The sequence below is a fragment of the Microcoleus sp. CAWBG27 genome (assembly GCF_020883145.1).
In the GTDB taxonomy this organism is placed as follows: Bacteria; Cyanobacteriota; Cyanobacteriia; order Cyanobacteriales; family Microcoleaceae; genus Microcoleus.
Genome location: NZ_JAHREU010000036.1, coordinates 32,372 through 59,223, shown reverse-complemented (window position 1 = coordinate 59,223; position 26,852 = coordinate 32,372). Strand labels below are relative to the sequence as shown.

General features: G+C 44.4%; 25 protein-coding genes and 1 riboswitch. Of the genes, 11 read left to right on the top strand and 14 right to left on the bottom strand.

What is annotated here, in order from left to right; translation table 11 throughout:
• Nucleotides 1–353 precede the first annotated feature (353 nt).
• Both QZ938_RS19720 and QZ938_RS19715 read right to left on the bottom strand, forming a co-directional pair.
• Complete coding sequence (locus QZ938_RS19720; RefSeq protein WP_293157300.1) at nt 354–1,994, bottom strand: AAA family ATPase; 1,641 nt, start codon at nt 1,992–1,994, stop codon at nt 354–356.
• 282 nt (nt 1,995–2,276) lie between these two features.
• The gene (locus QZ938_RS19715; protein ID WP_293157297.1) at nt 2,277–2,561 is read right to left on the bottom strand and encodes a DUF2470 domain-containing protein; all 285 of its coding nucleotides are present in this window, start codon (nt 2,559–2,561) and stop codon (nt 2,277–2,279) included.
• Between the two features lie 412 nt (nt 2,562–2,973).
• On the opposite strand from QZ938_RS19715, the gene QZ938_RS19710 reads away from it, so the two are divergent.
• Nucleotides 2,974–3,237, top strand: coding sequence for a transcriptional regulator (locus tag QZ938_RS19710; RefSeq protein ID WP_293157294.1), 264 nt, complete (start codon nt 2,974–2,976; stop codon nt 3,235–3,237).
• A gap of 107 nt (nt 3,238–3,344) precedes the next feature.
• Here the strand turns inward: QZ938_RS19710 and QZ938_RS19705 are convergent, their stop codons facing one another.
• Nucleotides 3,345–5,498 (bottom strand): SPFH domain-containing protein, encoded by a 2,154-nt coding sequence (locus tag QZ938_RS19705; protein WP_293347640.1) that lies wholly within the window; start codon nt 5,496–5,498, stop codon nt 3,345–3,347.
• A 239-nt stretch (nt 5,499–5,737) separates the two neighbouring features.
• Here QZ938_RS19705 and QZ938_RS19700 point away from each other — a divergent pair, with 239 nt between their 5' ends.
• Both QZ938_RS19700 and QZ938_RS33105 read left to right on the top strand, forming a co-directional pair.
• Nucleotides 5,738–6,079, top strand: coding sequence for a DUF433 domain-containing protein (locus QZ938_RS19700; RefSeq protein WP_293157288.1), 342 nt, complete (start codon nt 5,738–5,740; stop codon nt 6,077–6,079).
• Nucleotides 6,080–6,082: 3 nt separating this feature from the next.
• The gene (locus tag QZ938_RS33105) at nt 6,083–6,289 is read left to right on the top strand and encodes a DUF5615 family PIN-like protein (protein WP_363318768.1); all 207 of its coding nucleotides are present in this window, start codon (nt 6,083–6,085) and stop codon (nt 6,287–6,289) included.
• Nucleotides 6,290–6,431: 142 nt separating this feature from the next.
• On the opposite strand, the gene QZ938_RS19690 is transcribed toward QZ938_RS33105, so the two are convergent.
• Entirely contained in the window at nt 6,432–6,629 is a 198-nt protein-coding gene (locus QZ938_RS19690) for a hypothetical protein (RefSeq protein WP_293347637.1), read from the bottom strand.
• 89 nt (nt 6,630–6,718) lie between these two features.
• Nucleotides 6,719–7,396, bottom strand: coding sequence for a hypothetical protein (locus QZ938_RS19685; protein ID WP_293329669.1), 678 nt, complete (start codon nt 7,394–7,396; stop codon nt 6,719–6,721).
• Between the two features lie 524 nt (nt 7,397–7,920).
• On the opposite strand from QZ938_RS19685, the gene QZ938_RS19680 reads away from it, so the two are divergent.
• From QZ938_RS19680 to QZ938_RS19670, 3 genes are all read left to right on the top strand, one after another.
• Nucleotides 7,921–9,306, top strand: coding sequence for an NB-ARC domain-containing protein (locus QZ938_RS19680; RefSeq protein ID WP_293347658.1), 1,386 nt, complete (start codon nt 7,921–7,923; stop codon nt 9,304–9,306).
• A 68-nt stretch (nt 9,307–9,374) separates the two neighbouring features.
• Entirely contained in the window at nt 9,375–9,659 is a 285-nt protein-coding gene (locus QZ938_RS19675; RefSeq protein WP_293152766.1) for a BrnT family toxin, read from the top strand.
• Complete coding sequence (locus QZ938_RS19670; protein ID WP_293152763.1) at nt 9,628–9,909, top strand: CopG family antitoxin; 282 nt, start codon at nt 9,628–9,630, stop codon at nt 9,907–9,909. Before QZ938_RS19675 ends, QZ938_RS19670 begins: the two co-directional genes overlap by 32 nt.
• A gap of 177 nt (nt 9,910–10,086) precedes the next feature.
• On the opposite strand, the gene QZ938_RS19665 is transcribed toward QZ938_RS19670, so the two are convergent.
• Both QZ938_RS19665 and QZ938_RS19660 read right to left on the bottom strand, forming a co-directional pair.
• Complete coding sequence (locus QZ938_RS19665) at nt 10,087–12,438, bottom strand: PhoX family phosphatase (RefSeq protein ID WP_293347634.1); 2,352 nt, start codon at nt 12,436–12,438, stop codon at nt 10,087–10,089.
• 221 nt (nt 12,439–12,659) lie between these two features.
• Complete coding sequence (locus QZ938_RS19660) at nt 12,660–13,127, bottom strand: hypothetical protein (protein ID WP_293347631.1); 468 nt, start codon at nt 13,125–13,127, stop codon at nt 12,660–12,662.
• Nucleotides 13,128–13,299: 172 nt separating this feature from the next.
• Here QZ938_RS19660 and folK point away from each other — a divergent pair, with 172 nt between their 5' ends.
• From folK to QZ938_RS19645, 3 genes are all read left to right on the top strand, one after another.
• Nucleotides 13,300–13,788 carry a 2-amino-4-hydroxy-6-hydroxymethyldihydropteridine diphosphokinase gene (folK, locus tag QZ938_RS19655; protein WP_293347628.1) on the top strand — a complete coding sequence of 163 codons (489 nt, stop codon included), beginning with the start codon at nt 13,300–13,302 and terminating at the stop codon, nt 13,786–13,788.
• A 202-nt stretch (nt 13,789–13,990) separates the two neighbouring features.
• Nucleotides 13,991–14,539, top strand: coding sequence for an NUDIX hydrolase (locus QZ938_RS19650; RefSeq protein ID WP_293152783.1), 549 nt, complete (start codon nt 13,991–13,993; stop codon nt 14,537–14,539).
• 302 nt (nt 14,540–14,841) lie between these two features.
• Nucleotides 14,842–16,293, top strand: coding sequence for an FAD-binding domain-containing protein (locus QZ938_RS19645; RefSeq protein ID WP_293347625.1), 1,452 nt, complete (start codon nt 14,842–14,844; stop codon nt 16,291–16,293).
• Nucleotides 16,294–16,997: 704 nt separating this feature from the next.
• On the opposite strand, the gene QZ938_RS19640 is transcribed toward QZ938_RS19645, so the two are convergent.
• From QZ938_RS19640 to QZ938_RS19610, 7 genes are all read right to left on the bottom strand, one after another.
• Nucleotides 16,998–17,369, bottom strand: coding sequence for a hypothetical protein (locus tag QZ938_RS19640; RefSeq protein ID WP_293347622.1), 372 nt, complete (start codon nt 17,367–17,369; stop codon nt 16,998–17,000).
• 1 nt (nt 17,370) lies between these two features.
• Entirely contained in the window at nt 17,371–17,562 is a 192-nt protein-coding gene (locus QZ938_RS19635; RefSeq protein ID WP_293347619.1) for a hypothetical protein, read from the bottom strand.
• A 460-nt stretch (nt 17,563–18,022) separates the two neighbouring features.
• A complete protein-coding gene (locus QZ938_RS19630; RefSeq protein WP_293347616.1) occupies nt 18,023–20,149 on the bottom strand; it encodes an SPFH domain-containing protein in 2,127 nt (708 codons plus the stop codon).
• A 365-nt stretch (nt 20,150–20,514) separates the two neighbouring features.
• The gene (locus tag QZ938_RS19625) at nt 20,515–21,438 is read right to left on the bottom strand and encodes a DUF2207 domain-containing protein (RefSeq protein ID WP_293347613.1); all 924 of its coding nucleotides are present in this window, start codon (nt 21,436–21,438) and stop codon (nt 20,515–20,517) included.
• Between the two features lie 310 nt (nt 21,439–21,748).
• Nucleotides 21,749–22,549 carry a cobalt ECF transporter T component CbiQ gene (gene cbiQ / locus QZ938_RS19620; protein ID WP_293347610.1) on the bottom strand — a complete coding sequence of 267 codons (801 nt, stop codon included), beginning with the start codon at nt 22,547–22,549 and terminating at the stop codon, nt 21,749–21,751.
• Nucleotides 22,550–22,623: 74 nt separating this feature from the next.
• Nucleotides 22,624–22,956 carry an energy-coupling factor ABC transporter substrate-binding protein gene (locus QZ938_RS19615; RefSeq protein WP_293152731.1) on the bottom strand — a complete coding sequence of 111 codons (333 nt, stop codon included), beginning with the start codon at nt 22,954–22,956 and terminating at the stop codon, nt 22,624–22,626.
• A 4-nt stretch (nt 22,957–22,960) separates the two neighbouring features.
• Nucleotides 22,961–23,719 carry an energy-coupling factor ABC transporter permease gene (locus QZ938_RS19610; protein ID WP_293329641.1) on the bottom strand — a complete coding sequence of 253 codons (759 nt, stop codon included), beginning with the start codon at nt 23,717–23,719 and terminating at the stop codon, nt 22,961–22,963.
• Between the two features lie 21 nt (nt 23,720–23,740).
• Nucleotides 23,741–23,905: riboswitch (cobalamin riboswitch) on the bottom strand.
• Between the two features lie 210 nt (nt 23,906–24,115).
• On the opposite strand from QZ938_RS19610, the gene QZ938_RS19605 reads away from it, so the two are divergent.
• A complete protein-coding gene (locus QZ938_RS19605) occupies nt 24,116–24,793 on the top strand; it encodes a Uma2 family endonuclease (protein ID WP_293347607.1) in 678 nt (225 codons plus the stop codon).
• A gap of 249 nt (nt 24,794–25,042) precedes the next feature.
• On the top strand, nt 25,043–26,623 hold the full coding sequence (locus QZ938_RS19600) for an FAD-dependent oxidoreductase (RefSeq protein WP_293347604.1): 1,581 nt from the start codon (nt 25,043–25,045) through the stop codon (nt 26,621–26,623).
• Nucleotides 26,624–26,852 lie beyond the last annotated feature (229 nt).

Here is a 26,852-nt window from a genome sequence, read left to right as displayed (position 1 = left end):
TGAATGAAGGACTAAAGTCCTTACTACGAACCGAAATTAAGTTAATTATCGATCGCATCTTCTCCCAGCAGGTTTGATCGTTCGGACTTCAGTCCTCTGAATGAAGGACTAAAGTCCTTACTACGAAAAGGTTTGATCGTTCGGACTTCAGTCCTCTGAATGAAGGACTAAAGTCCTTACTACGAACCGAAATTAAGTTAATTATCGATCGCATCTTCTCCCAGCAGGTTTGATCGTTCGGACTTCAGTCCTCTGAATGAAGGACTAAAGTCCTTACTACGAACAGGTTTGATCGTTCGGACTTCAGTCCTCTGAATGAAGGACTAAAGTCCTTACTACGAACCGAAATTAAGTTAATTATCGATCGCATCTTCACCCAGCGGCCTGCTGTAGCGCTTCAATTCATCAATCAATCGAGTATCGTTAGAAGCTGTTCTCGCCCCGGCTTGGGCTGCCCACTGTTTTAAGTCTTCGATTTGCGATCGCGCGATCGCAGCTAGTGGTACTGTATCCTCGATCGACCTCAAAACATCCTCCGTCATCAAATCCCGGCGCTGCCCGTTCACAAAAGTGCCAAAAGCCCGGTACAATCCATCAATTACCACTTGCTCAATTTCCGCACCGCTAAAATTCTCAGAAGACTTTGCCAAAATTGCCAAATCAAAGTCGCGGAATCTAGTGGGGCGCAAACGCTGCAAATGCACTTTAAAAATATCTTGCCTTTCCGATTCCGAGGGCAAATTCAAAAAGAAAATCTCATCAAACCGGCCCTTTCTCAGCAACTCTGCGGGCAAAATCCGCACGTTATTGGCTGTAGCGACGATAAACACCGGGCTAGTTTTTTCCTGCATCCAAGTGATCAAACTGCCGAATACCCGGCGCGAAGTTCCCGAATCTCCGTCGCCGCCGCTGATGATGTTGCCGAAGGCTTTATCTATTTCATCGATCCACAAGACGCAAGGTGCGATCGCCTCTGCCAATTGTATCATTTGTCGAACGCGACTTTCGCTTTCCCCAACAATGCCACCGAACAATCTGCCAGTATCCAAGCGCAGCAGCGGCAAACGCCATTCACAAGCAATAGTTTTCGCCGATAAAGATTTGCCCGTTCCTTGAATTCCTACTAACAAAACGCCCTTAGGATTGGGTATACCGTAGCGGCGCGCTTCATCAGTAAAAGCATCTTGCCGCATCTTTACCCACTGCTTCAAATTTTCCAATCCGCCGACACTTTTCAAGGATTCTCGGGAGTTGCAAAACTCCAAAATTCCGGTTTGGCGAATTGCTTGCTGTTTCTCTTCCAAAACTCCGTCAATATCTGACTCGTTGATTTGCTGTTTGGCTGCCAAAGCTTTAGCTAAAACCCGCCCGATGCGAGCGCGGCTCAAACCTTGACAAGCTTTAACTAATTGTTCTTTTACTAAGCCACTAACTTGCAACTGTTCCGGCTTTTCCACCACGTGGGAAATTAAATGATTGATTTCTTGGATGTTGGGTAAGGGGAAATCAATTACTGTTACTTCTTCTTTCAATTCCTCCGGCAATTCTAGCGCGTGAGAAGTGAGGACGATGGTTTTTTTGCTGCGCTTCAATTCCCTGGTTAAATTACGCAATTCCCGGATTACAGGAGCACTTGTACTGCTGTAGGGATATTTCAAAATAGGGTGCAAATCTCGGAGTACAAATAGAGTATATTCTTCGACAGCGGTCTTGCCGATGCGATCGAGGGCCGCCATTACCGAACCTTTCCCGGAACCGTTATCCTCCCAGCCCCGCACAATATCCCAGAACAATACTCGGCGCGCGGGTGTTACTTGCAGCGCTACTTGGGCAATTACTGCCTCGACAGGTTCCTCTTCGGCGCCGACAATGTACAGCAGCGAGTAGCGGGCGCGAATCATCAAATCTAGTCGCTTTACCAGTGCCTCGAAGGGGTTATTTTTACTGCCTTTGACCGCATCAAATTCTTTGGATTGAGGGTTGTTTTTTGTCATTTTATTTGATATGTTAGATGTCAACTTAACTCGATTAAATATATTGTTTGTAGTAAGGACTTTAGTCCTTATTAAGGATTTCACCAAAGTCAAGATTTGTAGTAATGATTTTAGTGACTTTTCTAATTTGAACGGACTAAAGTCCGTACTACGAACGAGTTTTTAAATTATATTAAACTCAATGTTTGCAGCCTGGACTTTAGTCTTTTTCAATAATTTAAACAAACTAAAGTCCGTACTACGAACGAATCTTGAAATTATAACAGAATACGGAAAATTTGGCTACTTAGCAGCTTTTCTGGCTTGTTTTACCATATCGATCAGAGTGTGGTGAGCATCTTCGGCATCTGCTAAAGTGCGATCGAACTTTACTCTCACAGGTACTGTTTCGCCGTTGACTTGAGCGGTTAAATCCATGCCGTTAGCATCGATAGCGAGCATTTGAGCTGATGTCGCCTCGGGTTGGCCGCCGTAGGCTTGAGCGTACAAAACTATGGCGCTAGCGTGATCGTCGTTCATGTGAGTGCAGATGCGATCGCTAATTTCAGTGGAAAACTGTTCTGACATGGGGATTCCTCATATGCAATATTGCGATCGATTGTACTGCGATTTGCGCGATCGCAGAGATTCCCGGCGCATAGAATTCGCATTTACACCAACAAAGTTCGGATGCTATACAAACTCAAAAAAAAGTAAATTCAGTATAGAATGTACGCTTCGTACTAGAAAAATAAAGCCTAGTCTGAGAATTATCAGGTATAATGTCATGTACGCAATACGATACAAATTAAATGTGATTTTAATTTAAAAAAATAATCTTATGAAAAATTCTATTGCATATATCGAACTACTCAAAACATTTCCGCCGCGATCCATAACTGCGGAGTCAGAATTAATCGCAACTCAATAAACCATTGACTCTCTGTTAGACAAAGGCGAACTGACTCCTGACGAACGCGATTACCTCAACCTATTGGGATTGCTTGTTTATGAGTACGAGCAAACTTTAGAACCCATACCTGACATTTACGGAGTAGAACTGTTAAAGGCTTTAATAGAAGAATTTGAACTCAGACAAAAAGACTTAGTTGCTATTTTTAAAACCGAGTCTATTGTCTCTGATATCCTCCGGGAAAAGCGCCAACTTACAACGGAACACATCCAAAAACTTGCTGAATTTTTCTATGTTTCGCCTGCTGCTTTCTTTCCCCTAAATGCAGCATCCAAGAATTCGCGGCAATAGGTATGTAGTTGCGCTTGGGCGCCGCATCCAACATCCAAGAATTCGCGGCAATAGGTATGTAGTTGCGCTTGGGCGCCGGCCGGCGAAGACAGCGCAACTACGTACCTTTATGAATTGTCAAACGGCAATTCATCAAACAGCGAATCAATATCACTATCCGAATTCGCAACCGGCGACGAATTAGGGCGAGATTCCGGGGACTTACCAGCATTTACCTTGGCTATCGGTAACTTAGCTGCTGGTTCCGATTTCTCCAACTTAACTACAGGTAATTCCCCGCCATTTCCCCCATTTTTGCCCGTTTGATTCCACATCATCATTCCCAGCAAACCGTCAACCAAACCCCCGCCGCTACCGTTTCCGCTAACCGCAACATCTGGGACAACTCGCACATGACTATCGCCGATAATTTGCATTAACTGCAAAGCCGTATAACCGGAACCGCCCAAAGCTACAACACCCGCGCGATAAGCTTCAGCTTGAGCATTTCCTTTCACCCGAATCGACTCAGCTTCGCCTTGAGCTTGTTTCACCTGAGAATTCGCTTTTAACTCGGAAATCATGACGCCTTGTTCCGATTTCACCATCTCTTGCTGAATCTCGGCTAAAGCAGTTTCCCGCACCAATTGTTGGCGCTGAGTTTGTGCTATTTGCTGCACCTCATACGTCTTGCATTGTTCCTCAGCAATTTTGCGATCGGTTTGAGTTTGCATCAACTCTGCGGGCGGCAGAATATCCCCGATCAAAGTATCAATTGCTTGCACGTCGTAGGTTCGCAAAGCTGCTTTGATATATTCCGCTGCTTCTGCTTGGCGATCGCTCCGGGCGGAGAGAAAATCTAACACAGAATAAGATTGAGCCGAATTGCGGAAATAATTGCCGATTGTCGGCTGCAAAACGTGGTCAACTAAGTTCTGCATCGAACCGACGCGAGAGATGACTTTCGGAGCATCTAAAGCGCCGACGTGAATGATTTGAGCTACTTCTAAATCGAAGGCAAAACCATCTCTAGAACGTACTGTTAAAGATGAAAGTTGAGAATCGTAACTGTGTCTTTCTATTTTGCTCGACCAATTCAAAACAATATTGGTAGTCGGCACTAATTCTACTTTCAAAATGCGAGTGTTCAGCGGATGTTTGCCCGGATAAAGCGGAGTTACCCACACCCCTTTATTCCCGACATTTACCAAATTCCCGTGAGTGAAAGCAGCGCCGCTGACATCTTCTGAGGTTTGACCCACATAGGAAATCACCGCGCCCACATAGCCGATCGGGATTTCGGTCATCGGCACTTGGTCAACCCCGACAAACCAAGGATTTAAGTTCCACGAACCGGAAAGCAAAACCTGTTCCTGCAAACCGCGCCGCCCGCCAGCAGTGATAAATTTTTGCGAGTTTTGGAAGTTGTCATGATTCGGAACGATCGGGCCGGCAATTTCGCCATCTTGAATCGGAACGCCGTCATAAGTGGTGACAATTCCTACTTTATCCGGGGCAATCGTGTACAGTTTTAACTGTTCGGCTGTCATCCCGTGTTTGGGAGAATTTGCTGCTGTAATTACGGTAAATAATGCCGTGTTAATTCGATAGCTGCCACCTGTCAAAATGCCGAGTTGCCTGCCCTTTTCGCCGCCGCCTTTGAGGAATTTGCGAGCATCTTGAAAATTGTCGCATTCTGTGATTTTGCCGAGAATGCGCTGCGGTGGATTTGACTCGCCGCCTGCTGCGATAACTAAACCAATTTCGCCTTGGGGAACTATCGTCAGAGATTCTTTGCGAACGTTGTACTGCAAAGGCCAATAACCCCAATGCCAACCGGGGGGTAATGTATCGGCTTGATATCCAGCTTCTCCGTTTAAGGCAATTAAATCGCCTGGGGGTAAAGATTTGCCACCGAAGCTAAACTTTTTGCTGACAATGCCGACTTCGCGATCGCCAATTACGACTAATCCGCCAAAAAATAGCGGTAGCACTAGAATAACTATCATACCGCCGATCGCGATCGGGATAAATCCACCTCCATCAAGCTGCATTGTCTGTACTGGAACAGTGGTACGCAACTGCCCTAGCTGCAACCTAGAATCAGGTTTTGCTGCTAGCTGAGTCGAGGTTTGTGTTAGGGGGATATCGCCAGCAGCCGTTACTGGTGAGGGTTTCAAAGTCATAATTGCACTGAGGGCTAAAGACGCAGAAACAGCGGCTGCTAAATGTTTTAAAACCCGAATGTTGAGTTGAGATTTAGGCAAAAGTGAATAAAGCATTTTTTTCATACAAGCTGTAGAGTCTTATTACATCCAGCTTAGCCTTGATTCCAAAGTAGGTACATAAAACTTATTGAAATTCTGCGGTTATTTTTGTGCGAAAACAGGTTTTCCAGTCAATACAGCCTGTTCAATAATACAGCCGATCGCTTGACTCTCGGGCGATCGCACTTTTTTAATACGACATTTCCAAAAGTAGTTTGATAAGATAGAATGTTACCGCAATTCTATTGTTTGCCATGACGCTGAAAGAATTAGAGCCTCAATTGCTGGCACTCTCTGACGACGAAAAAGCTCAAGTGGTTCAACTCCTATCCCAAGGGAAAATCACTCCTTGGCGCGGTATTGAAAAAACCCCTGGTGTTTGTGGCGGCAGTGCCTGCATTGCTGGAACTCGCATCACTGTTTGGGGACTTGTAGAAGCTCGTCGGATTGGCTATAGCGAAGCCGATTTACTGACAAGCTATCCATCGCTATCTGCTACTGATATTGCCAACGCTTGGGTTTATGCTGAAGCTTTTTCCGATGAAATCGAAACAGAAATTCGGGAAAATGATGAAGTGATGTACGAGGATTTGTAGCAGATGGCCCGTCTCTATGCGGATGAGCAATACCCCTATCCTGTTGTAGAATTACTGCGAACTTTAGGACACGATGTTTTGACTGTTCAAGAAGCATCCAAAGCGAATCAGAAAATTCCTGACGAAAATGTTTTAGCTTTTGCCAGTAGTGAAAAACGTGCTGTTATTACTGAAAACCGTAAAGATTTCTTTCGGTTGCACCGCATATAGCCCCTTCATGCTGGCATTATCGCCTGTACGAACGATCGCAATTGGTTCGCGCTGGCTAACCGAATCCACACGGCTATTACAGCAGAAGAATCTTTGGAAGGTAAACTAATTCGTGTTGTGCGGCCGGCTGTGTGACGGTAGATTACAGATTGACGAGCGATCGCTCTTTCATTTTAGGCGATCGGTCATCAGAAACAACAAAGGGCGATCGCACCTGGTTGAAAAAAAAGAAAGGGCGATCGCACCTGGTTGAAAAAATAGTAAGGGCGATCGCTCGTTTTTTTTGACAAAGAGCATTGTCGCAGCCATTGACTCCCAACATAGCTATTCGTCCCATCATCGCATTCTCATGGGAAAAATGGATCGGATTGTGAGTAAAAAAAGATGTTGGATTTCATTGCATCAACCTAAGCCACACTTGTTAGCTACCTATCTCACAGATAAAACGAAAGGATAGCCATACGTGACAAAGGGCGGCTGCTTCATCCAATTTTGATAATCCATTAAACCAAGTGTTACTGCTCTCTCGTACTCTCCCCGCTTTAGTGGTGCTTTACCCCTTAAAGAAAATCGCATTGTACCGTCACCTTGAAGCGCTTTACCAGTTACAGATATGTTGTCAAGATGAGCTTTATTATGCTGTTCAGCATCTTTTGCATCCGGTAGGATATTAGCGTAAAACTTTGTAAGAGTTCGAGATTTGTAGTTGACAACAAAGTCAAGTTTATACTCTTGTCCTGGTGCTACTCCAACTACATTAATAAAATTTCCTTGCTGTATGGGTTTAAGAAGGATTGGGGGTTCCACAACCTGTAGAGCATATTCAGATGTTGGTTTAGTTGAACTCGCTGGTTTAGGAGAAGAAGTAATTGTCGGAGATGATGACGGAATAACAAGAAGACTATCTGCGCTTCCATAGACTGTAGTGTTGTTATTGTTGTTGTGGATACCTCCTTGAACATTAGTATTATTGCTGTTCCCATTCACTGTTGTAGTATTGCCACTATTGAACTGGTTTCTTGCCAGAAATCCACCAACGACCAATAAAGCAACTAACCCAACCTTACCCCATCCGCTAAAGCCACCTGAGCTACTTTTTTTACTCATAGTTCTAATCCCGAAACATTTTGAAACTACTTAATCGGGTCCGATCCTGATTTATTATTCCTCAAACGGCTCTTATTGGATACTCTTGTAAGCCTGTTTAAAGCAAGCGCACTTATCCTCAGACATCCGTAGATTTAGTAAATAATCGAATACCCCTTGATACTTCTCCAATGATGGTTAATAAATTCCAGATTTGCCTAGTTTCAAAATGTCCTATTTTGCTGATAACTTTCTGCTGCTTTTAGTTTCTTTAAATCTAGTTATGTACTAAAATATCTAAAGATATACTACAATGTCTCAATACTCCGGACAGAATTTGAGCAAGTTTTGAGGCTCAAACCTATATCCCGCCGTGGGTGGGTTCTTTTTATTCAAAGTTAGGGATAAAGCTAACTTTGAATAAAAGGGTCAAGCCTTGAACTGCAAGCTCTGAAAGCCTTATAGAATCGTTCAAAAAACTGTCCGGAGTATTGATGTCTAAAACTGTGCTATGCTACACAAAAAAATCCCATCCTTTTCATCAAATGAATCTCAAAGAAATGTTAAACTCTGCCGATCGCATAGTCTTCGAGAAAACGGGTCAACACCTTGATGATTTACAAGAGGCGGTACTGAAAGGAACTCTACGACACGAGACATACAAACACGTAGCCAAAGACTTTGACTGTTCTGAAAGTCGTGTTAGGAATGTGGCTTCAGAATTATGGCAATTGCTTTCAGAAGAGTTGGGAGAAGATGTTAGTAAATCAAATTTGCGATCGGCAATGGAGAGATTCCAACTCTCCCTATTTTCAAAAAATTTTGCACTACAACAAGACTGCATACAAATAAGTTGTTGCGTTAATTCTTATGGAGAAGCTAGACAGCCGCCAGATATATCAAACTCACATAATGACGAAACAGCTAACTCAAAACAACCTCAAACCTCACATCAAGATTTAAGCGAGATGCCGGAGTTGGGCAATTTCTTCGATCGCACTTCCTCACTCCACACCCTCACCACCTGGATTCTACAACAACGCAGCCGCCTCATCACCCTCATTGGCATCAGCGGAATCGGCAAAACATCCCTAGCAGTCCAACTCGTACAGCAAATAAAAGACGAATTTGAGTGCGTCATTTGGTGCAACATCGACGCATCCCACACCCCAGATGAATTTGAACATCAACTAATCGAGTTTTTCTCCCACTCAGAAAAGCTAGATTCTCCTGCAAGTAACCCGAAACGCTTACCTCTAATTAAATATTTACAAAACCATCGCTGTTTAATAGTCTTAGATGACGTTCAAAACCTTTTCTGTAGCGGCGAATTGGCAGGGAAATACAAACCAGAATCCGAATCATATCGCTCTTTATTCAAACAGATAGAAAAATTATCTCATCAAAGTTGCTTTCTGCTAATCGGTTGGGAACAGCCGAGAGAAGTGACTCAAGTTAAAAACCACAATACTCCCATTCGTACCTTACAGCTAAAAGGTTTAGACATCGCAGCCGCAGGGGAAATACTGAGAGATTATGGGTTAGCAGAAATCGACAACAGTGAATCACTCATTCACCGCTACCAAGGCAACCCCCTATGGTTAAAAAGCGTGGCGACTCTGATTCAAGAATTGGGAGGAGGCGTGACAGAGTTATTACCAAATGATACCATATTGTTGCCAGAAGATTTGAAAGATGTTTTACAGCAGCAGTTCGATCGCCTATCCGAACTAGAAAAACAAGTAATCTCCTTGGTGGCGAAAGAAAATCAGCCGATCGATCGCGCAAAATTGCTCGAAAATAATACAATCCCGCTGTCAGATTTGGTAAATGCCCTGCAATCTCTATCGCGGCGCTGCTTGATAGAACAACAAGAAAGTAGCTACACGATTCCGCCTGTGTTGAGGCAATATGCGATCGCTTCTATGTAATTGATACAACCATTGCTTGCATTCTATGCTACACTAGGAGTCAGCAGTGATAAGGACATATAAATCAAGTGGAAATCACGGGCTTTATCTGGCTAGAGGATATCGTTGAAAAACTAGCTCGAAAACATTCTGTTAGCCCACAAGAAGTTAGAGAAGTCTTTGAGAACTTTGCAGTTTTCCGCTTTGTCGAAAAAGGGCATCGTCAGGGTGAAAATGTTTACGCTGCTTTGGGACAAACTGATGCCGGACGCTACTTGATTGTTTTCTTTGTTTATAAAGAAGATAGGCAAGCATTAATTTTATCTGCACGGGACATGACAAATGCTGAACGAAGAAAATACCGAAAAACGTAAAAGTGCTATCTCAGAAGCTGAGTCTTATCAGCAAATAGGTGAGTTTTGGGACGCTCGCGATCTGGCAGATTATTGGGAGGAAACTGATGCTGCTGAGTTTTCAGTAAATCTTCAATCGGAGATAACATATTATCGTGTTGAAGTAACTTTATCAGAGCAAATTCGTTCCATCGCTAAACGTCAAGGTGTTTCTCCAGAAACGCTTTTAAATTTGTGGGTGCAGGAGAAACTTAGCAAAGAAATAGCGTGAAGGGACTTCAGTATTAAAATAATCAGTTTGTGCTGAGGACTTCAGTCATACTTTAGTCTTATCGACAAAAAAACCGGGTTTTTACCAAATCTGCCGACTGCGACGACATATCAAGGCAAAAAACCCGATTTCTGTAGGGGCGGTGCCCCCGTGCCCGCCTTCACGCGCAATTCCTATTTAAACAAACTGGCCCGTTGGGGTCGATCGCAAACGACGAATTCCAACCACCGACGGCATCGGCGATCGGCGCCTGTCATTCTCAATATTGCTCGGCCACAAACTGCCGCGAGCAACAGTCCGAGTTTGATTGAAAACCGCACCGCTCAAATCCAACATTTCAATTTGGCGGCTGAGTACAGTACCATCATCGATCGGACAATCTTCCCCAGGATGCTGCACCGCAACTACTAGAGTATCTCCGATAAAAGTCGGCCCAGTGATTTCGCATCGATTCGGCCCGTAAGCAAACGGAATTACAGTTCCTGCATTCGGCCCGGAAGTCGGAATGTAAAACAGCCAATTGTTGCCGAAAACACCAGTAAACTCTGATATATTGCCAGTCTTCTTGTGGTCGATCGTCGCTTGTTTTGCCGCAGCACCGACATCAAAACCGTTGTGCGTGCTAGTAGACATATCAGTGACACCCCAAATATTGCCTTGAGTGTCAAAATCCAAATTGTCTACACTAGCAAATCCCGCCCCAGAGACTGAACCTGCTTCTCCACCTTGAGCAAAACGCTGCCAGCGGAAAGTCAAACCCGCACCGTCCGAACTATCTTCAATAATTTTGTAAATTCCTCCAGACTGCTGGGTGCTATTGAGCGCGGCAGTGTATTTAGCAACAGTAAAAATGCGAGAATCTGGATAACCGTCGCTACCCGGTGCGGCGTCAGTATAAGCAATGAAAACTTCCTTAGTAGTAGGATTAATTTCCAAATCTTCCGGTCGCGCCGTCGGAGTGCCACCAATTAAATTAGCAGCTAAAAAGGCATCAACTAAAATCGCACCTTGGCTGGTATAGAAATTAGCCAGACTTTTATTTCTGTAGCCAGCAAGTGTTGTTGCTTCATTAGTTATATCCGCTACAAATGAACCACCATCTTCAGTTTGACCTGCAATTCCGGCGCGTTTGGGTAAGCGAGTATTAGCATCTCTTTGAGCTTTGCCAAAACTTGCTAATTCCGCTTCGCCAAGTTTACTAGGACGTATCGGATTCGTCGGGCTATTTAATGCTAGTGGCAACCATCTTCCCGCACCGTTACGGTTGTATTGGGCGACGTATAAAGTGCCATCTTCAAACAAGCGGCTGTTGCTTTTATCTGCGGGATTGGTGACAGTACCGTTGCTAACAAATTTCCAGGTGTGTCCGCCGCGCCGATCGTCTCCCATGTACACTACTAACTTGCGGCCTGCTTCGGCGCGAATCGCAACGTTTTCGTGGCGGAAACGGCCTAAAGCGGTGTGTTTGCGGGGGCGGAAATTCGGATCTTGGGGATCGACTTCTACCATCCAGCCGTATTTTTCGCCGACTAAGCCGAATTCTTCGCCCGTCGTGCCCTTGGCGTAGCTGGTTTGGCCGCCATTGGGTTTGACGTTTTCCTGAACTCCGACGAAGAATAGTTCGCTACCTTGGAAGTTTTCTTCGGCGGAGAGGATGGTGCCCCAAGGGGTTGTGCCGCCGGAACAGTTGTAGGCTGTACCGATAATCCGGTTTCCCAGCCCGTCGCTGTTGACTTGGGCGAAGACTTGGGTGGCTGCGGGGCCCGTACCTGTGAGATATTTGTCGTCGCCTCGTCTGGTTCCCCAGGAGGTGACATCTTTGTATTTGTCCGCACGCTGACTGTTGATTCCGAGGCCGGAAAGTCCGTGAATGCGTCGGTTGAGTGGATCGCGCGCGATCGCCAAAAATCTGCCGTTAGACTGTTTGGTAATGCGGACGATCGATCCACCGAGATTGTACAGGAATTCGCCGAGGGTAGCCCGATTTTTTACGGATAAGTCTAAACCGAGGACAGCGCGATCGGTTGCTGGAAATGATGCCAAATCCGCCGGGGCTTCGGGCGCGATTTTCGACATCGGAAAGGATACGTACTCGTGGTTAACCCAGAGATAGCCGTCGTCATTGCTGCCGCGAATGCCTACAAAGCCCGTATAGTCGTTGTTGTAGCCGAAATAGTCGGATGGATCGGGGAAAACTCGATCGCCCCAGCGCAGAATCACATACCGTTCGTATTCCGGCGGTACAACCACATCGTCAACTACGTTGTAGCTGGTTAATCTAGTATTTTGCGAGGCCGCCATTACCGTACCCTGTCCGTTCAATGCAGTAGGCATGAAACTCGACAATTCTTTATAAACTGGGAGTGGATGAGGTAGTCTTAACGGAGTGAAAGATAGCGGACTTAAAGCAGCTTCGGCCGAGGTGGAATTGATGCCGAATAGTTTTTCAGTGAGTTGAGGCGCAAGCACAGTCGTAGCTGCACTGCTACCGAAGAAAATTAACAGTTGTCGGCGAGTTATTTTAGACATAAATTCCTGTTCAACCCAACATCCCTAATCATGATTTACCTAAAAAGTTATCACTGTTAAATTAAGGGAAGTTAACCTTAAGGTTAATTAAAGTAGGGGAATCTTTTGGTTAAGCATATGTTAAATATTTGTTCGTAGTGCGGACTTAAGTCCGCCAGATGGAGCGGACTTAAGTCCGCACTACGAACCGTTTTTATTATGGTAATTAACCGGACAGGACATCAATCATCTCGAAAAGCCGGATCGTTTTGTCGGGATGCGGGCCGGCTGGGCGCTGGCACGTTAATAGTTTGCGATCGCCCGGAATTTCCCGACGAAATATAGCTATCTTTGAATCCCAACAAATATTGAGCATCGGCAAAATACCTAGTCCACTGTTCGATTCTCGAATCTTTCTGCCACTGGCTGCGGGATACTCTCGATCGCAAAACCGGAACTAACTGTCGCCCGCGATCGGCTGTAACTATCACCGTAATTCCTGTCAATCCCGGATTATTTTGGAATTCCTGGGCGATCGACTCTTTGACTAAATCTTCCGCCTGCTGCACTAAACCCGCAAAAGATTGACTATCGTCCGAATTTAGGGTAAGATACCTTTCCTTAGTTTCTGCTAAACCGATCGATACACTTGTTGTTAAATTGATAGTTACTAGAATGACGGCAGACAAGAGGCGACGGTGCAAATTCATTAATCTTTCAACTAAATACTGACATTTGTCAATGATAATCAATAATAATTAACACTGAATTAAGCTGAGATTAAAATAATAAGGTCTACCCCGCGTTACTCAGAAAGTAACTAACAATAACCAATAACCAATAACCAATAACCAACAACCAATAACTAATAACCAATTCCCAATGAAATCAACAAAATGTGCGATCGCCCTTGGTAGCAACCTAGGCGACTCCCTAGCCACGCTCAAAAGTGCGATCGCAACTCTCAACAACACCCCAGGAATCGCCGTAAAATCCCATTCTAGCTGGTATCAAACCGCCCCCGTCGGGCCACCGCAACCCGATTACATTAACGCCTGTGCCATCCTAGAAGTTACGCTACAACCACAACAATTGCTAGCAACTTTATTAGAAGTTGAAATAAAATTTAATCGGATTCGCCGCGAAAAATGGGGGCCGAGAACCCTCGACCTGGATTTGCTGCTTTATGATGATTTAATCCTAGAAACTCCGACACTGACTTTACCTCATCCCCGGATGACCCAAAGAGCTTTTGTATTAGTACCTTTGGTAGAAATTGCGCCGGATTGGGTGCATCCTGTGACCAAAAGTGCGATCGACCAAATCCTCAAAACAGCAGACTGTTCCGGAGTCCAAAAAATGAAAGTGTAGAAAATGAGCAAAATTCAGGGCGGCGATCGCCTATGATGTCAAATCCGTTGGCATCGGAATTATGTAGTGCGAGCCTCCCGCTCGCGATTTGGGTAGCGAGCCGGACGCTCGCACTGACAGCATCCAAATTATTATTCCGATGCCACCGGAAACGATATCATGTCTTAAATCGGTGCAATCAAACATTATTCGCTTCTCACTTATGTCGATCGGTCAAGAACTACCCCAACTGCTCAAACAGCGCCTATTTTACCAAGGGCGCAAATTCAACTTTGATGTAGCCAGCCTCCGCCTTCCCAACGGTTCCGAAGGCGATTGGGAATGTATTCGCCACCCAGGCGGAGCACTAGCAGTTCCCGTTACCCCCGAAGGTAAACTCGTCTTGGTGCGACAATACCGTTTCGCCGCCAAAGGGCGGATTTTAGAATTTCCCGCAGGTACAGTCGAAATCAATGAAAACCCCGCCGAAACTATCAAACGGGAAATCGAAGAAGAAACCGGATATCGCGCCGGAAAATGGCGGGAATTAGGCAAATTCATGCTAGCACCCGGTTATTCTGACGAAATCATTTATGCTTTTTTAGCACAAGATTTGGTCAAACTAGAACAGCCGCCAGAACAAGACGATGATGAAGACATGGAGACAGTTTTGTTCACTCCAGAAGAATTAGAAAAAGCCATCTTAGCCGGGGAACCAATTGATGCGAAATCTATTTCTAGCTTTTTCTTAGCCCGTCCTTTTTTGACTTAAAGCAAAGTTGTTCAGTTGACAGTTGACAGTTGACAGTTGACAGTTGACAGCACTTGACAAAGGAAGGAAGAGGATTGGACTAATAAATAGTCTGATTTGAATTTCTCCCGATCGGGGTTCCGGCTTTCAACCAATTCTTTCTGGCAACCAGCCCCCGGATTCATTGATTCGCATCTTTAACCGGGGGAACGAGCGGGATGGAGACTATAAAAAGCTCTGCATTCTAACAATCCCCGGCTCGATCCGTGGGAGTCAATCTAAAATCTAAAATCTAAAATCTAAAATCTAAAATCTAAAATCTAATGTCTGATTTAATTTTATTTTGGCACCGTCGCGACTTGCGTATTTCTGACAACATTGGACTAGCAGCAGCGCGCCAGCAAAGTCCGAAAGTAGTCGGGATTTTTTGTCTCGATCGCAATATACTCGATCGCGATGACATAGCGCCCGCCAGAGTTACCTACATGATAGGTTGCTTGGAAAAACTCTCCTCACGTTACAGCGAATCAGGCAGCCAATTACTAATAATTCAAGATGACCCGCGTATGGGAATACCGAAATTAGCCGCGGCACTCAATGCTAAAGCAGTATTTTGGAACAGAGATGTAGAACCCTATGCAAATGAGCGCGATATATCAGTATCAAACGCCCTCCAACAAGCAGGAATACAAGTTAAAAACTTCTGGGATCAAGTTCTGCACGCCCCCGACGAAATCCGGACTGGTACAGGGAATTGCTACACAGTTTATACACCATTTTGGAAAAAATGGAACAGCCAACCAAAAGCCCAACCTGTAGAGACACTACCGATAAATTATCCGGAATTAATGACCGGATTAACCGCAGAAGAACAAGAAATAGCCAACCAAACAGGTGTAACAAAAACCCTGCCAACGGCCTTGAGTTTGGGATTTATTTGGGAAAATCCATTAGTAATAGAACCCGGAGAAGAGACCGCACACAAAAAATTAGAAGAATTTTGCGAAAACGCAATTTACGAATATCAAGAACAGCGCAATTTCCCCGCAGTTAGCGGCACATCCCAACTCAGCGCCGCCCTCAAATTTGGTGCAATAGGCATCCGCACTGTTTGGCAAGCTATCCAGACAGTAATGGACAGTTGTCACAGCGAAGAATCCTGCACAAGTATCCGCACTTGGCAACAGGAAATAGCGTGGCGGGAATTTTACCAACACGCCATGTACAACTTCCCTGAATTAGCAGATGGGCCCTACCGTAAAGCATTCAAAGACTTTCCCTGGGATAACAATGAAAAGCTGTTTCAAGCTTGGTGCAGGGGCAAAACTGGCTATCCAATTATTGATGCGGCAATGCGGCAGTTAAATCAAACAGGTTGGATGCACAATCGATGTCGGATGATAGTTGCTAGTTTCCTCACGAAAGATTTAATTATTAACTGGCAGTGGGGCGAAAAATACTTCATGCAAAAATTGATTGATGGCGACCTTTCTGCTAACAATGGCGGCTGGCAGTGGAGTGCATCGAGTGGCATGGATCCGAAACCTTTGCGAATATTCAATCCCGCCAGTCAAGCTCAAAAATTTGACCCGGAAGGGGAATATATTCGCCACTGGGTTCCAGAATTGCGCCGAGTGGATACTAAGCTTTTGCTAACTGGAAATATTTCGCCTATAGAACGTCGGCTGCTTCATTATCCCGATCCAATTGTAGATCACAATCAGCAGCAGCGCAAGTTTAAGGAACTTTTCAAGCAGCAAAAAATCGTTGAGTAAGTAAATGATTTTTGGTTTGTAGTGAGGACTTCAGTCCTTCTTATAGGTGTTCGTTATTAGGTACGTATTTGCGCTTGGGCGCTCTTTATATATCAATAAGGTTTACTTAAGATTGTCCTTCGAGAGGAACGAAGCAAACTGTATCTATTTTTCATAGAAGTTTCACGAGTAGCAGTATATGAGCGAACCGTATTGCTTTATATATAAGAAAGAGCGCTCAAGCGCAACTACGTACCATTGACTACCAGTTTTCAGTTAACTGTATTGCTTGATATATAAGAAAGAGCGCTCAAGCGCAACTACGTACCATTGACTAGCCATCTTAAGTTAACCGTACTGGAGCATCCCGGTTTTGCAAAAGCCTCAAATAGCCAAGAGGTCGTGTCGTCCAGCACAACGAAGTTTTAGCATCTTGTTATGACATTTTTTTGCAACCATTGAGTTCCGGAGATTTTCAACTTTCTATCTATTTGTTTGACAGTCGATTCCACCGCGCCCGAGCCAATGGAACAAATCTTGTCTGATGATAATTGGTCATAGTTAACAATTCTAGAACGATGCTTTTCTAGATACTTACAAAAGTTTTTAGCGGTTTTTTTGCGACAATTTTTAAATAAATTTAGGGTGGATTCGACCTGACCTTGCCACAAAAATTCCTTGGCTTTGGCTAGAGATTTCAACGATCCTCCCACTTTATATAAATTTTATATTAAATGATACCAATCTAATATTTCTCGTCGGTTTTTACCAGGATTTAACTGGCTTATAATATTCCATATTCCATCATGCCCATCACCCAAACAAGTTAATATATCGGCTAATGGCTGATGGTTTATATAGTTAATTAACTCTTCATTCTCTTGATAAAAAGCCCCATAATAACTTTCATGTAACCGCACGGCTTTATAATCTTGCCAATGAGACCCTTCGCCCAACTTCCCTCTGAGACGGACTTTCCCTCCATCTATGCTTGTTTCTTTCACATAGATTTTGGCACGAGGTTCTGACGATTCTTGTTTTTCTACCAATCGGTGTAAACAAGTATGTCCTATCTTTACTCCTGTTTGAGCTTCCATTTCACAGGGCAGCTTTTTCGTAGGAAAGATTAGCTATTTGACGGAGACAGCTTTTTTCAAATAATGGAGATAATCGAGTAGATTTCTTGAACTCTAATTTTTCGGCCTGTTTTTCAGTAATTCTTAGTTCACCAATACAGCTTTTTACTGTGCGGGTTCGTCCTTGTTCTGTTCCTGTTGCTTCTTCGATCAAAAAAAACCAATTTCTGGGCCCAATACAGTTGACTTAAGAAAAATCTGACTTGCCCAAAATGGCTATATTGCCAGAAAATCGTCAGATGAAATTCATCAAAAGCATTAAGTAAACCGTATTGAAATACAATCCACTCCATCAAGAGAAGAGTTTTGAACCGTATTGGGGCGCTTTTGGCGCAGAGGGAAGAGTATTGCGAGGGTTTTGGATGTCGTAAAAAAACCTTTTATCCCTCCCCTCTCTGTGTTCTCTGTGTTCTCTGCGGTAAAATCTTCTTAATATCTACTTCACCTCTTTATAATCCAAAAATCGTCAGATGAAATTCATCAAAAGCGTTAAGTAAACCGTATTGAACCATAAACTTCATATTTTTGCACCTCTAATTCCCTGAACAGTAAAGTTTTAGACAAAAAGCCTTCAGAGAGGACAAAAATCCTCTCTACAAACTGAACAAACTTACTCAAACATCCTCAGACAATTCATCAAATAGCGCATCAATATCAGACTTCACAACAGGCTCATACTGAGGAAATGGTGAATCATTAGGAGACTCCTGCGACTTCACCGAATTCATAGACTCCACCGACTCCACCGATCGCACTTTTGCTACTGGTGATTCTGGCACATCTTCCACAACAACAGACTTAGATTTCTTGACATTAATTACAGGTGAATGTGCTGGATTTTCACCATTTTTACTGGTTTCATTCCGCAGCAACATTGCCATCAAACCGTCCAACAAACCCCCACTACCACCGTTACCATTGACTGTGACATCGGGAACAACGCGAACGCTACCATCCGAGACAGCTTGCATCAATTGCAGTAGCGTATAACTCTGCGTACCAAGAGCGTTGACACCAACTTGATAAGCATCGGCTTTTGCTTGTCCCATCAACCGAATCCCTTCTGCTTCACCACTTGCGTGTTCGATCGCAGCAGTTGCACTCAATTGAGCAATTTTCACCCCTTGTTCCGCCGCCACCACCTGATTTTGAATATTGGCGATCGCAGTTGCGCGCACCAATTCTTGACGCTGAGACTCTGAAATCCGCTGTACTTCGTAGGTTTTTTCCTGTTCCTGGGCAATTTTGCGATCGGTCAATGTTTGCATCAACTCCGCTGGCGGCGAAATCAAACCGATCAGCGTGTCCACAGCCTGCACGTCATAGGCACGTAAGGCTTGACGGACGTGTTCGGCGGCCTCTGCTTGGCGTTCGCTGCGTGCGATCAAAAAGTCGAGAATTGTATATTCTTGAGCCGAATTCCGAAAGTAATTGCCGACAATTGGACGCAACACTTGGTCGATGAGATTTTGCATGGAACCTTGCCGCGAAATGACTCTCGGTGCATCCAAAGTACCGATATGAATGATTTGAAAAATTTCCAACTCAAAGGTAAATCCGTCAAAAGAAAGTAATTTCAAAGCGCTTAGTTTCGAGTCATAGCCGTGTTCTCCACTGAACCGCGATGTGAAGTTTAAAACAACATCGGTGGTGGGAACAAGTTCGACTTTCATCACCTTTGTATTGATCGGATGTTTGCCGGGATACAGCGGTTCAATCCACACACCTTTATCACCTTTTTTGACGAGATTTCCGTGGGTAAAAGCTACACCACTGACATCTTTGTGCGATTCCCCTACATAGGAAATGACTACGCCGACATAGCCGATCGGCACTTCGGTCATTTTCACCTCTTCAACCTGCACAAACCAAGGGTTCAGGTTCCAAGAACCGGATAAAATTACCTGTTCTTGCAAGCCCCTGCGTCCGCCACCTTTGATGAAAGATTGCGCTTTTTGGAAGTTGTCGTGACCGGGAATAATCGGCCCAGCGATTTCACCTTCATCAATCGGAACTCCGTCGAGCACGTTGGCAATTCCCACGCGATCGGGAGCAAGTTTGTATAGGTGAAGTTCCGATGGCTGCATACCTTTTGCAGCGGCATTGGCTGAAGTAATTACCTCAAATACAGCCGTATTAATCCGATAAGTACCAGTGGTGATAATGGCTAGCTGCCGTCCTTTCTCGCCGCCATCGGTGAGGAATTTGCGGGCATTTTGGAAGTTGTCACAATCGACGACTTTGCCTAAAATGCGATCGGAAGGAATAGTCGCTCCATCATTAGCAATAATTAACCCAATTTCATCTTGAGGAACTACTACAACTGGCTCTCTGCGAACGCTATATTGCCAGGGAAAATAACCAAAATGCCAGCCGGGAGGAAGAGTATCTGCTTGCAAACCACCTTCACCATCAAGGGCAATTAATCTACTGGATGGCAAGTTTTTACTGGAGAATTTCTTGGTAACAATGCCTACTTCTCGTTCGCCGATCGCAATTAAGCCCAAAGTCCAACCAATTTTGGGAATAAAGATGAAAACCAGGAACATTGCGCCTACGGGATAGATCCAAATCGGGATGCTAAACCCTTCTTCCGGCGCTGGTTCCACTTGCTGGGGCTGGGTCGGTGGGGGATTGGTTTGTGCGGGAGTTGGTGGGGCAAAAGTGCCTGCTAGTGCGATCGTGGTTGCGAAAGATGCTGCTAAGGGTAAAAGCTTGCGAAGCCAAGGTGATTTAGTCATAGTTTTAACCTGCTTTAAGTGGAAATGTACTGAAAAGTTCTTAACTACAATCAGTATTCAATATATTTCTGTTTAAGTCAATTCATTAAAGTCATGAGTTATGTTCATAAAAGTCATATTTGGAATATGATTTTGTAGAGAGTGCGATCGGTTTATCTCAAAATCTAGCAAATTTGGACACGGCAATGCCGTTTCCCTACCCAATTATTTGTAGGTAAACGGCACTGCCGTCTCCTGAATTTGGGTGATATCAATATATCAACGAGTGTTCAGAAACCGGGTTTTTTGCGACAATACTTCGGTATAGCCAACAGATTAAGTAAAACCCGGTTTCTTTGATTGTGATGCGTCCAGGGGCGTTGATATTAACCGCCATCACCACCACCACCGCCATCACCACCGCCACCGCCATCCCCACCACCACCGCCATCACCACCCCAACCACCACCACCACCCCAACTACCACCACCGATACTACCGCCACTGCCATCGCTACCGCTACCGCCATTAATCATGAATATAGTAATGATTATTCCAAATATCCAAAGCACTGGAGAAGGAAGTCTGGGTTTTGTAAAAGAGCTTTGTCCCGGAGTAGATTGAGATGACTTACCATTTTGTTGCCAACCAGCTTGAGGTACATTCAAAATTGCCTGCGGAAATGCAATCTGCACTTCTAATTCCTGTTCCGGCTGAATAGCCTGACTTGCCACAAATTCAAATGTTTTAGGATCTACTTGACGACGAACTGCGGCCGTACCAAAATTTGTAAACGAGAGAACTTTCCCTGACAAAGCTTCGGGTAATTTCACCGTAACTTTTCCAGTATTAACTGGCGCTTTTCGACCCGCTGCAATCGCTTTCCAATAAACTTGAGTATTTCCACCATCTAGCTGCAATCCACCTACCACGCGATATTTGATGACAAAAGTATGTGAGTCTGGCGGTTTTAATTCATGTTGCCAGCGAATCCAAAGTTGATTGTTTTCTGTTCCAGTGCTACTCGGAATTATTTGATTATTTTCGGCAACGGTGACATCTTTAATTGCATCGACTTTATCTAACGGAATGTAGCGATACCGTTCATTGTTGTATGCTGCTGTGAATACATATTTTTGCGTTTCAGTAACTAACATATCTCCGTTGGTCTGAACGTCGATCGCAACATTGATGTTGTCCCAGTAGAATGGTAGCTGTTGGGCCGCTGCATGAGTTACTGTGACTAAGAATAGGCTTAATGATGCTAGTAAGACAAAAGCTATTTTTTTGAGGATTCGTTTACTTATCATAGGATTTTCACGAGATAACTGTTGACTACAATTATTCAACAGGTTTCTTGTGGAGTCAATTCATTTAATTCATTAATTGTGTTCATAAAAGTCATATTTATGGCAGAAAGCCCTTCTGTCTCTCTTGTTTGCATCAAAGTCTAGATCCCCCCTAGCCCCCCTTCTTAATAAGGGGGGGACAAGAGTTTTCTCAAAGTCCCCCGACTATCATGGGGATTTAGGGGGATCTAGACTGGGGTAAAAACGAGATTTATAAAGGCTTTAGGCTTAATTTGACACGCCTTTGGCACTGCCGTCTCTTAATTTTGTTTCAACTTTGAAATACCACACTTAACAAAGTTAAAATCGTGCATCCAAACAGCGCTTCAAATGTATATCTTCGCGAAGGTTTGTAAGGGGAAGAATGCCAAACGCGCAATTCTCCATTAAAGCCGCGCGATGCTAAACTCAAGGAAACTTGACGGTAGTTTACCAAAGTCCGCTGAAGCAATTGTCCGATTAAAATACCTAAACTACGCATTCCTAGTTTCCAAGTGCGATAGCCGCCGCGCGAGTTTTGGGCTATCCAAATTTCATCTGCGATCGCCAATAAGCTAAAAATAAAGCGATACATTAGTAATAGCAGTTCTGTGACTAACTCTGGACACCTTAATTTTCGGAGAATTTGCAAGATTTCGGTAAACGGGACTGTCAACAGGATGAAGTACATACAGCTTGTCGATGCGAAGGCGCGGGCAAATAGCAAGCTCACTTGGTATATTCCAGTACGGCTCACATACAGATAAAAACTGCCGGTGTGAATGCCCCAACCTTGCCAAATATCCCATTGAATTGCCGAGATTCGATCGCCCGCAACCGCACCCACCGCCAACGCAGGCACACTCGCCAGCAAAAACATCAGCGGTAGCAACAGCAAGCGCAGATAGAGTTTCGCCGGAATTCCCGCATAGACGACGATCCAGATTGTCAACCAAAGCCCGATCGACAACTGCACCGCTGCATGGGAAACTAGAGACAGGATTAATAGGGCGATCGCAAAGGATAGCTTGTGAGTTGGCGGCAACCCACGCAAGCGATTTGTATAAGCGAGACTATCAATCTGATGGTTCATTCCAAAGTCTTCCAGTCCGCGCAGGCGGACTTCGTGTGTGTAGAAGCGAATTCTATTCGCCGTTTATTCATCATTCATTCCAGCGGCGATTTATCATCAGATTGCTGAGATTGCGATCGGCCTTTATAAAGCCCGATCGCATAGCCAACTACCCCCGCCCCCACCGCTGCTTGAGACGCAAACAATAGACTGGCAATTTCGCTGCTAGCAGGCTCAAACAAATGATTGAACCAAGGCTTATAACTCGGTTGAATTTCCGTAATTGCTTTCTTAGCTTGGTCATCCGATCCGCCGTATTCACCCCGCACAAAAACTAGGGGAATCACCGCAAGGGCGACAACTCCAATTACTAACATCCAATTTTGTTGCGAACTAGCTTGCTGATTTTTTGTAGGTTTTTGATTCACGACTTTATGACTCCTGTTTCAATAATTTCAGAATTTCTAACTCTGGTTTCCCGTAAGAATGCAGCCAATTCCAAACCAATACAGTCAGCAATCCCTCGCTAATTGCTAGCGGTACTTGAGTCATCGCAAAAATGCTCACAAACTTGAGAAACGAAGCCATAAAACCGCCACTCGCAGCCGGAAAAGCTAACGCCAACTGCATCGAAGTCACCACATAAGTCAGCAAATCTGCCAAAGCAGCCGCACAAAAAATTGCCAACCTTTGTTTACCAGTTTGCAACAGCAATCGATAGATAAAATACGCAGCAAATGGCCCAACAATCGCCATCGAAAACATATTCGCCCCCAACGTTGTCAGTCCGCCGTGGGCTAACAATAACGTTTGAAACAACAGCACTAAAGCGCCGAGTACCGCCATCACCGAAGGGCCGAACAAAATTGCACCCAAACCAGTACCCGTTGGGTGAGAACAACTCCCCGTTACCGAGGGAATTTTTAAAGCAGAAAGCACAAAAGTAAACGCACCTGCTAAAGCTAACAGCAGTTTAAGTTCCGGGTATTCTTTGGTGATGCGAGTAATTTCATGCAAACCCAATACAAAAAAAGGCAACGCCACCATCCACCAAAACACAGCCCATTGCACCGGCAAAAAACCTTCCGAAATGTGCATAGCTGCGGCGGGCGTTGCCGAACCTAAGACAAGATAACAACTCAAGCCAGCCATCAATCCCAGGCTGACTAATTTCCGATTTCTGGCCTGCATACTGAACCTCGCAGATGAGACAATCTAAACTAACGCATCGGCGGGCATTCTGACTTAAGAGGTTGAGGACTGAAGTCCTTACTACAAACCTCATTACAGTTGCGGGACAGCGTTGGACTTGCACCAAACTTTCCCCGTTTCCTCTAATGGCTGCTCCCCATTAGAACCGAGTTGTTAGATTGAGTATAGTCGATCGCGCAACTCTAGACTGATATTTTACAAAAATTATTTCAGCTTAATTAAATCAAAAATAGCGATCGTCTTCTCTTTCTTCTCTTTTTTTCTCTTCCTTCGCGTCCTTAGCGTCTTCGCGGTTCGTCAAAATCTTAACTAAATAAAAAATTATATCTAAATAAATAAACGGTATAATATTAATGAGTTTTGAGAAAAGCCGCCATGTTAAATTACAACTTCCCTAGGCACTGGCCCTCAGCCGACGAACTACCAGACTCAGATGAAACACCAGTGGATAACGAACTGCAAGAATTAATCCCAGGATTGCTAAAAGCAATATTGCTCATACTTTGGGCAGAACGCATGGACTGGTTTTTTGGCATAGATATGGCTATTTACCATCACCTCAACAAACCCATCATTGTGCCAGATGCTTTCTTAAGTTTAGGTGTACAACGGTTTTACGATGAAGAATTGCGTCCCAGTTACGTGCTATGGGATGAGAATGTCATACCACAGTTCGTGCTAGAAGTTGTTTCCGCAACCTATCGCAAGGAATACAGCACAAAATTAGACATTTATCAAGATTTAGGCGTACTTTATTACGTCATTTATTCTTCGCGTCGCCGTCGTAAACCTCGTTTGGAAGTACACAAGTTAGTCAATGGGAAATACGAGTTACAGCCAGGAAATTATGTTTGGATGCCAGAAATAGGTTTGGGAATTGGTTGTGAAAGGGGAAATTATTCTGGGGTGACAAGGGAATGGTTGTATTGGTACGATGCTGATGGCAAACGCTATCTGACTCCTGAAGAACAGGTTAAGGAATCAGCGCAACGCGCCGATCGACTAGCTGAACGATTGCGCGAGTTGGGGATAGATCCTGATAATATAAGCTAATTGAGAGGAAAGAGTGCCAGAATGACGCAGGCTGGGGGCGATCGCCAATCTAGTTAGTCCACCAATTGCGATCGCCCTCAACCCAGAATCTTCGGGACAAACCCGGTTTCTGCATCCCGAAACGTGTGAAAATTATCAAAAAAATTAGGAAAGATGCGGCCTTATTTGGAACAGACAGAGAGTTTGACGGCAAAAATTGAGATGCAGATCGGCAAAATGGCGATCGGGAGACGCGATTAAATCATGTTCATGGATTTGCGTTCTTACGATATCATCTGCTTTGGTGATGAAGTTCCTGGAGCTCTAGCCGTTATCTCAGCAGCCAGAGAATACCGTCGCCGGACAAAGCTTTATCCGCGAGTTTTGCTGATGTCTAAAGGTAGCTTGCAAGAAGGAATTGGCGGACATTTAGTCAGAGGCGGCCTCGCTTATTTAGATCGAAGTCAAGTTAGTCAAGAACTTCAACAATCTTTAAATTTAGACCCCTTTGGTTCACCGCCGACAATCTATAAAGAATTCCTGCAAAAATCAGGTGTCAGCGCGATCGCCCTTGAACCCAGCAAAGCCACGGCAGCTTTGAAAGCAATGCTGGTACAAGCAGGAGTCGCACTCCTCAGCAAAGTAGAAATTAAATCAATCAATAAAGAAGGCCAAAAAATTACTAGCATAATTACCTCAAAAGGGACAGTTTATGTAGCAAAACAATTTATTGATGCCACTGTCAATGGCGAATTAGCTCAAGCAGCAGGTGTGCGAAAGCTGAATGGATTTGAAACCTTTGGTTTGCCTAACTCAGAACTTCCTGTCACTCTCAGTTTTGAAACCCAAGGACTCAGTGTCAGAAGACTGAAAGAACTCGATTATATCTATCTAAAACGCTTTACAAACCGTGCCGATTCCGAAGCTCAAAAATTTTTGCTGTACGCAGCGGGGAAAGATGCCAAACTAGCAGAAGAACTCCGCCTGGAAATGATCGATACCAGAGGCAATCTCAAAACTCTGTGGGCGGGCAACGATTACATAGATGTGCGATCGCCTGCGCTATCTGTAGCATACCACTCTTTTAGAGGCAGAAAGCTATCTTTCCCTGAAACCGGCATAATTTTAGATGAAGGAAATATCGCCATACTTCCAGATGAAAGACTTTCGTGGAATGCACTGTTATTTGCAGTTACCAGCAGCGAAGCAGAAGCCTTAGCCAGAAATGGGAGCAAACCCACAGCTAATATGCAAAAAGAGATATCATTTGTAACCACTTGGCTGAAAAGTTTGGGGGCTACATCTGTTACTCCGGCTTCAGAATTGTATATCAGACACGCCGGAAACGTGACGGGAGTTGTAGAACCTTTAACAGGCGCACAAATGTTGCGTGGTGGCGTACCAGCTACCGAAGCGCTGGCAACATTTAGCTATCATTTTGATGTTCGGGGAGGCATTTCCGGGATTGGCGAGAAAGCAAAGAGTCGAGGGTGGTTTAAAAGTCTGATGTTCCAACAGCCTACCTTCAATATTGGCATCCGCCACGCATTAATTAAAAATGTTCCCAACCTGGCAGTTGTCAGTCCGTGTTCTGGATTTGAAGGGTTAGCTTGTTCTGTGGGCAGAATTGTAGAATTCAATGTAGCAGTTGGTCAAGGTGTCGGTATTGCGGCCGTTAATGCCATTCTCAATAACAAAAACTTAGCCGATATATCTAACCGAGAAGTCAGACAAGTTCTAGTTGAAACAGGCCAGTTACCTAAAATTTTTGGAGTTGCAAACAATACTGATGGAATGTTATTAGCACAATTCGAGACTCTTATCAGTGCCGATGCCATTGCATCATTATAGCACTTCTAAAAAACCAAGGTACGTTGTTGGGCTTCAGCCCTTCTTATCTAATTGGTAAGTGTGGAGCCATCCCTCATACCAAAAAAACACAGAAAAATAAAGGTTCGTAGTGAGGGCTTTAGCCCGCAGAAAAAGAAGGACTAAAGTCCGAACGATCGAACCAACTTTTAATTATTGTTCGTAGTGAGGGCTTTAGCCCGCAGAAAAAGAAGGACTAAAGTCCGAACGA

What these genes read in the sequence shown, in the direction of transcription:
- QZ938_RS19715 (WP_293157297.1), bottom strand. Translation starts at nt 2,561, where the DNA reads ATGTCAGAACAGTTTTCCACTGAAATTAGCGATCGCATCTGCACTCAC.
- QZ938_RS33105 (WP_363318768.1), top strand. Translation starts at nt 6,083, where the DNA reads ATGGCCCGTCTCTATGCGGATGAGCAATACCCCTATCCTGTTGTAGAA.
- QZ938_RS19610 (WP_293329641.1), bottom strand. Translation starts at nt 23,719, where the DNA reads ATGCAGGCCAGAAATCGGAAATTAGTCAGCCTGGGATTGATGGCTGGC.
- QZ938_RS19705 (WP_293347640.1), bottom strand. Translation starts at nt 5,498, where the DNA reads ATGCTTTATTCACTTTTGCCTAAATCTCAACTCAACATTCGGGTTTTA.
- QZ938_RS19605 (WP_293347607.1), top strand. Translation starts at nt 24,116, where the DNA reads ATGTTAAATTACAACTTCCCTAGGCACTGGCCCTCAGCCGACGAACTA.
- QZ938_RS19720 (WP_293157300.1), bottom strand. Translation starts at nt 1,994, where the DNA reads ATGACAAAAAACAACCCTCAATCCAAAGAATTTGATGCGGTCAAAGGC.
- folK (WP_293347628.1), top strand. Translation starts at nt 13,300, where the DNA reads ATGAAATCAACAAAATGTGCGATCGCCCTTGGTAGCAACCTAGGCGAC.
- QZ938_RS19665 (WP_293347634.1), bottom strand. Translation starts at nt 12,438, where the DNA reads ATGTCTAAAATAACTCGCCGACAACTGTTAATTTTCTTCGGTAGCAGT.
- QZ938_RS19700 (WP_293157288.1), top strand. Translation starts at nt 5,738, where the DNA reads ATGACGCTGAAAGAATTAGAGCCTCAATTGCTGGCACTCTCTGACGAC.
- QZ938_RS19600 (WP_293347604.1), top strand. Translation starts at nt 25,043, where the DNA reads ATGGATTTGCGTTCTTACGATATCATCTGCTTTGGTGATGAAGTTCCT.
- QZ938_RS19630 (WP_293347616.1), bottom strand. Translation starts at nt 20,149, where the DNA reads ATGACTAAATCACCTTGGCTTCGCAAGCTTTTACCCTTAGCAGCATCT.
- QZ938_RS19660 (WP_293347631.1), bottom strand. Translation starts at nt 13,127, where the DNA reads ATGAATTTGCACCGTCGCCTCTTGTCTGCCGTCATTCTAGTAACTATC.
- QZ938_RS19685 (WP_293329669.1), bottom strand. Translation starts at nt 7,396, where the DNA reads ATGAGTAAAAAAAGTAGCTCAGGTGGCTTTAGCGGATGGGGTAAGGTT.
- QZ938_RS19680 (WP_293347658.1), top strand. Translation starts at nt 7,921, where the DNA reads ATGAATCTCAAAGAAATGTTAAACTCTGCCGATCGCATAGTCTTCGAG.
- QZ938_RS19625 (WP_293347613.1), bottom strand. Translation starts at nt 21,438, where the DNA reads ATGATAAGTAAACGAATCCTCAAAAAAATAGCTTTTGTCTTACTAGCA.
- QZ938_RS19640 (WP_293347622.1), bottom strand. Translation starts at nt 17,369, where the DNA reads ATGGAAGCTCAAACAGGAGTAAAGATAGGACATACTTGTTTACACCGA.
- QZ938_RS19645 (WP_293347625.1), top strand. Translation starts at nt 14,842, where the DNA reads ATGTCTGATTTAATTTTATTTTGGCACCGTCGCGACTTGCGTATTTCT.
- cbiQ (WP_293347610.1), bottom strand. Translation starts at nt 22,549, where the DNA reads ATGAACCATCAGATTGATAGTCTCGCTTATACAAATCGCTTGCGTGGG.
- QZ938_RS19690 (WP_293347637.1), bottom strand. Translation starts at nt 6,629, where the DNA reads ATGATGGGACGAATAGCTATGTTGGGAGTCAATGGCTGCGACAATGCT.
- QZ938_RS19670 (WP_293152763.1), top strand. Translation starts at nt 9,628, where the DNA reads ATGCTGAACGAAGAAAATACCGAAAAACGTAAAAGTGCTATCTCAGAA.
- QZ938_RS19650 (WP_293152783.1), top strand. Translation starts at nt 13,991, where the DNA reads ATGTCGATCGGTCAAGAACTACCCCAACTGCTCAAACAGCGCCTATTT.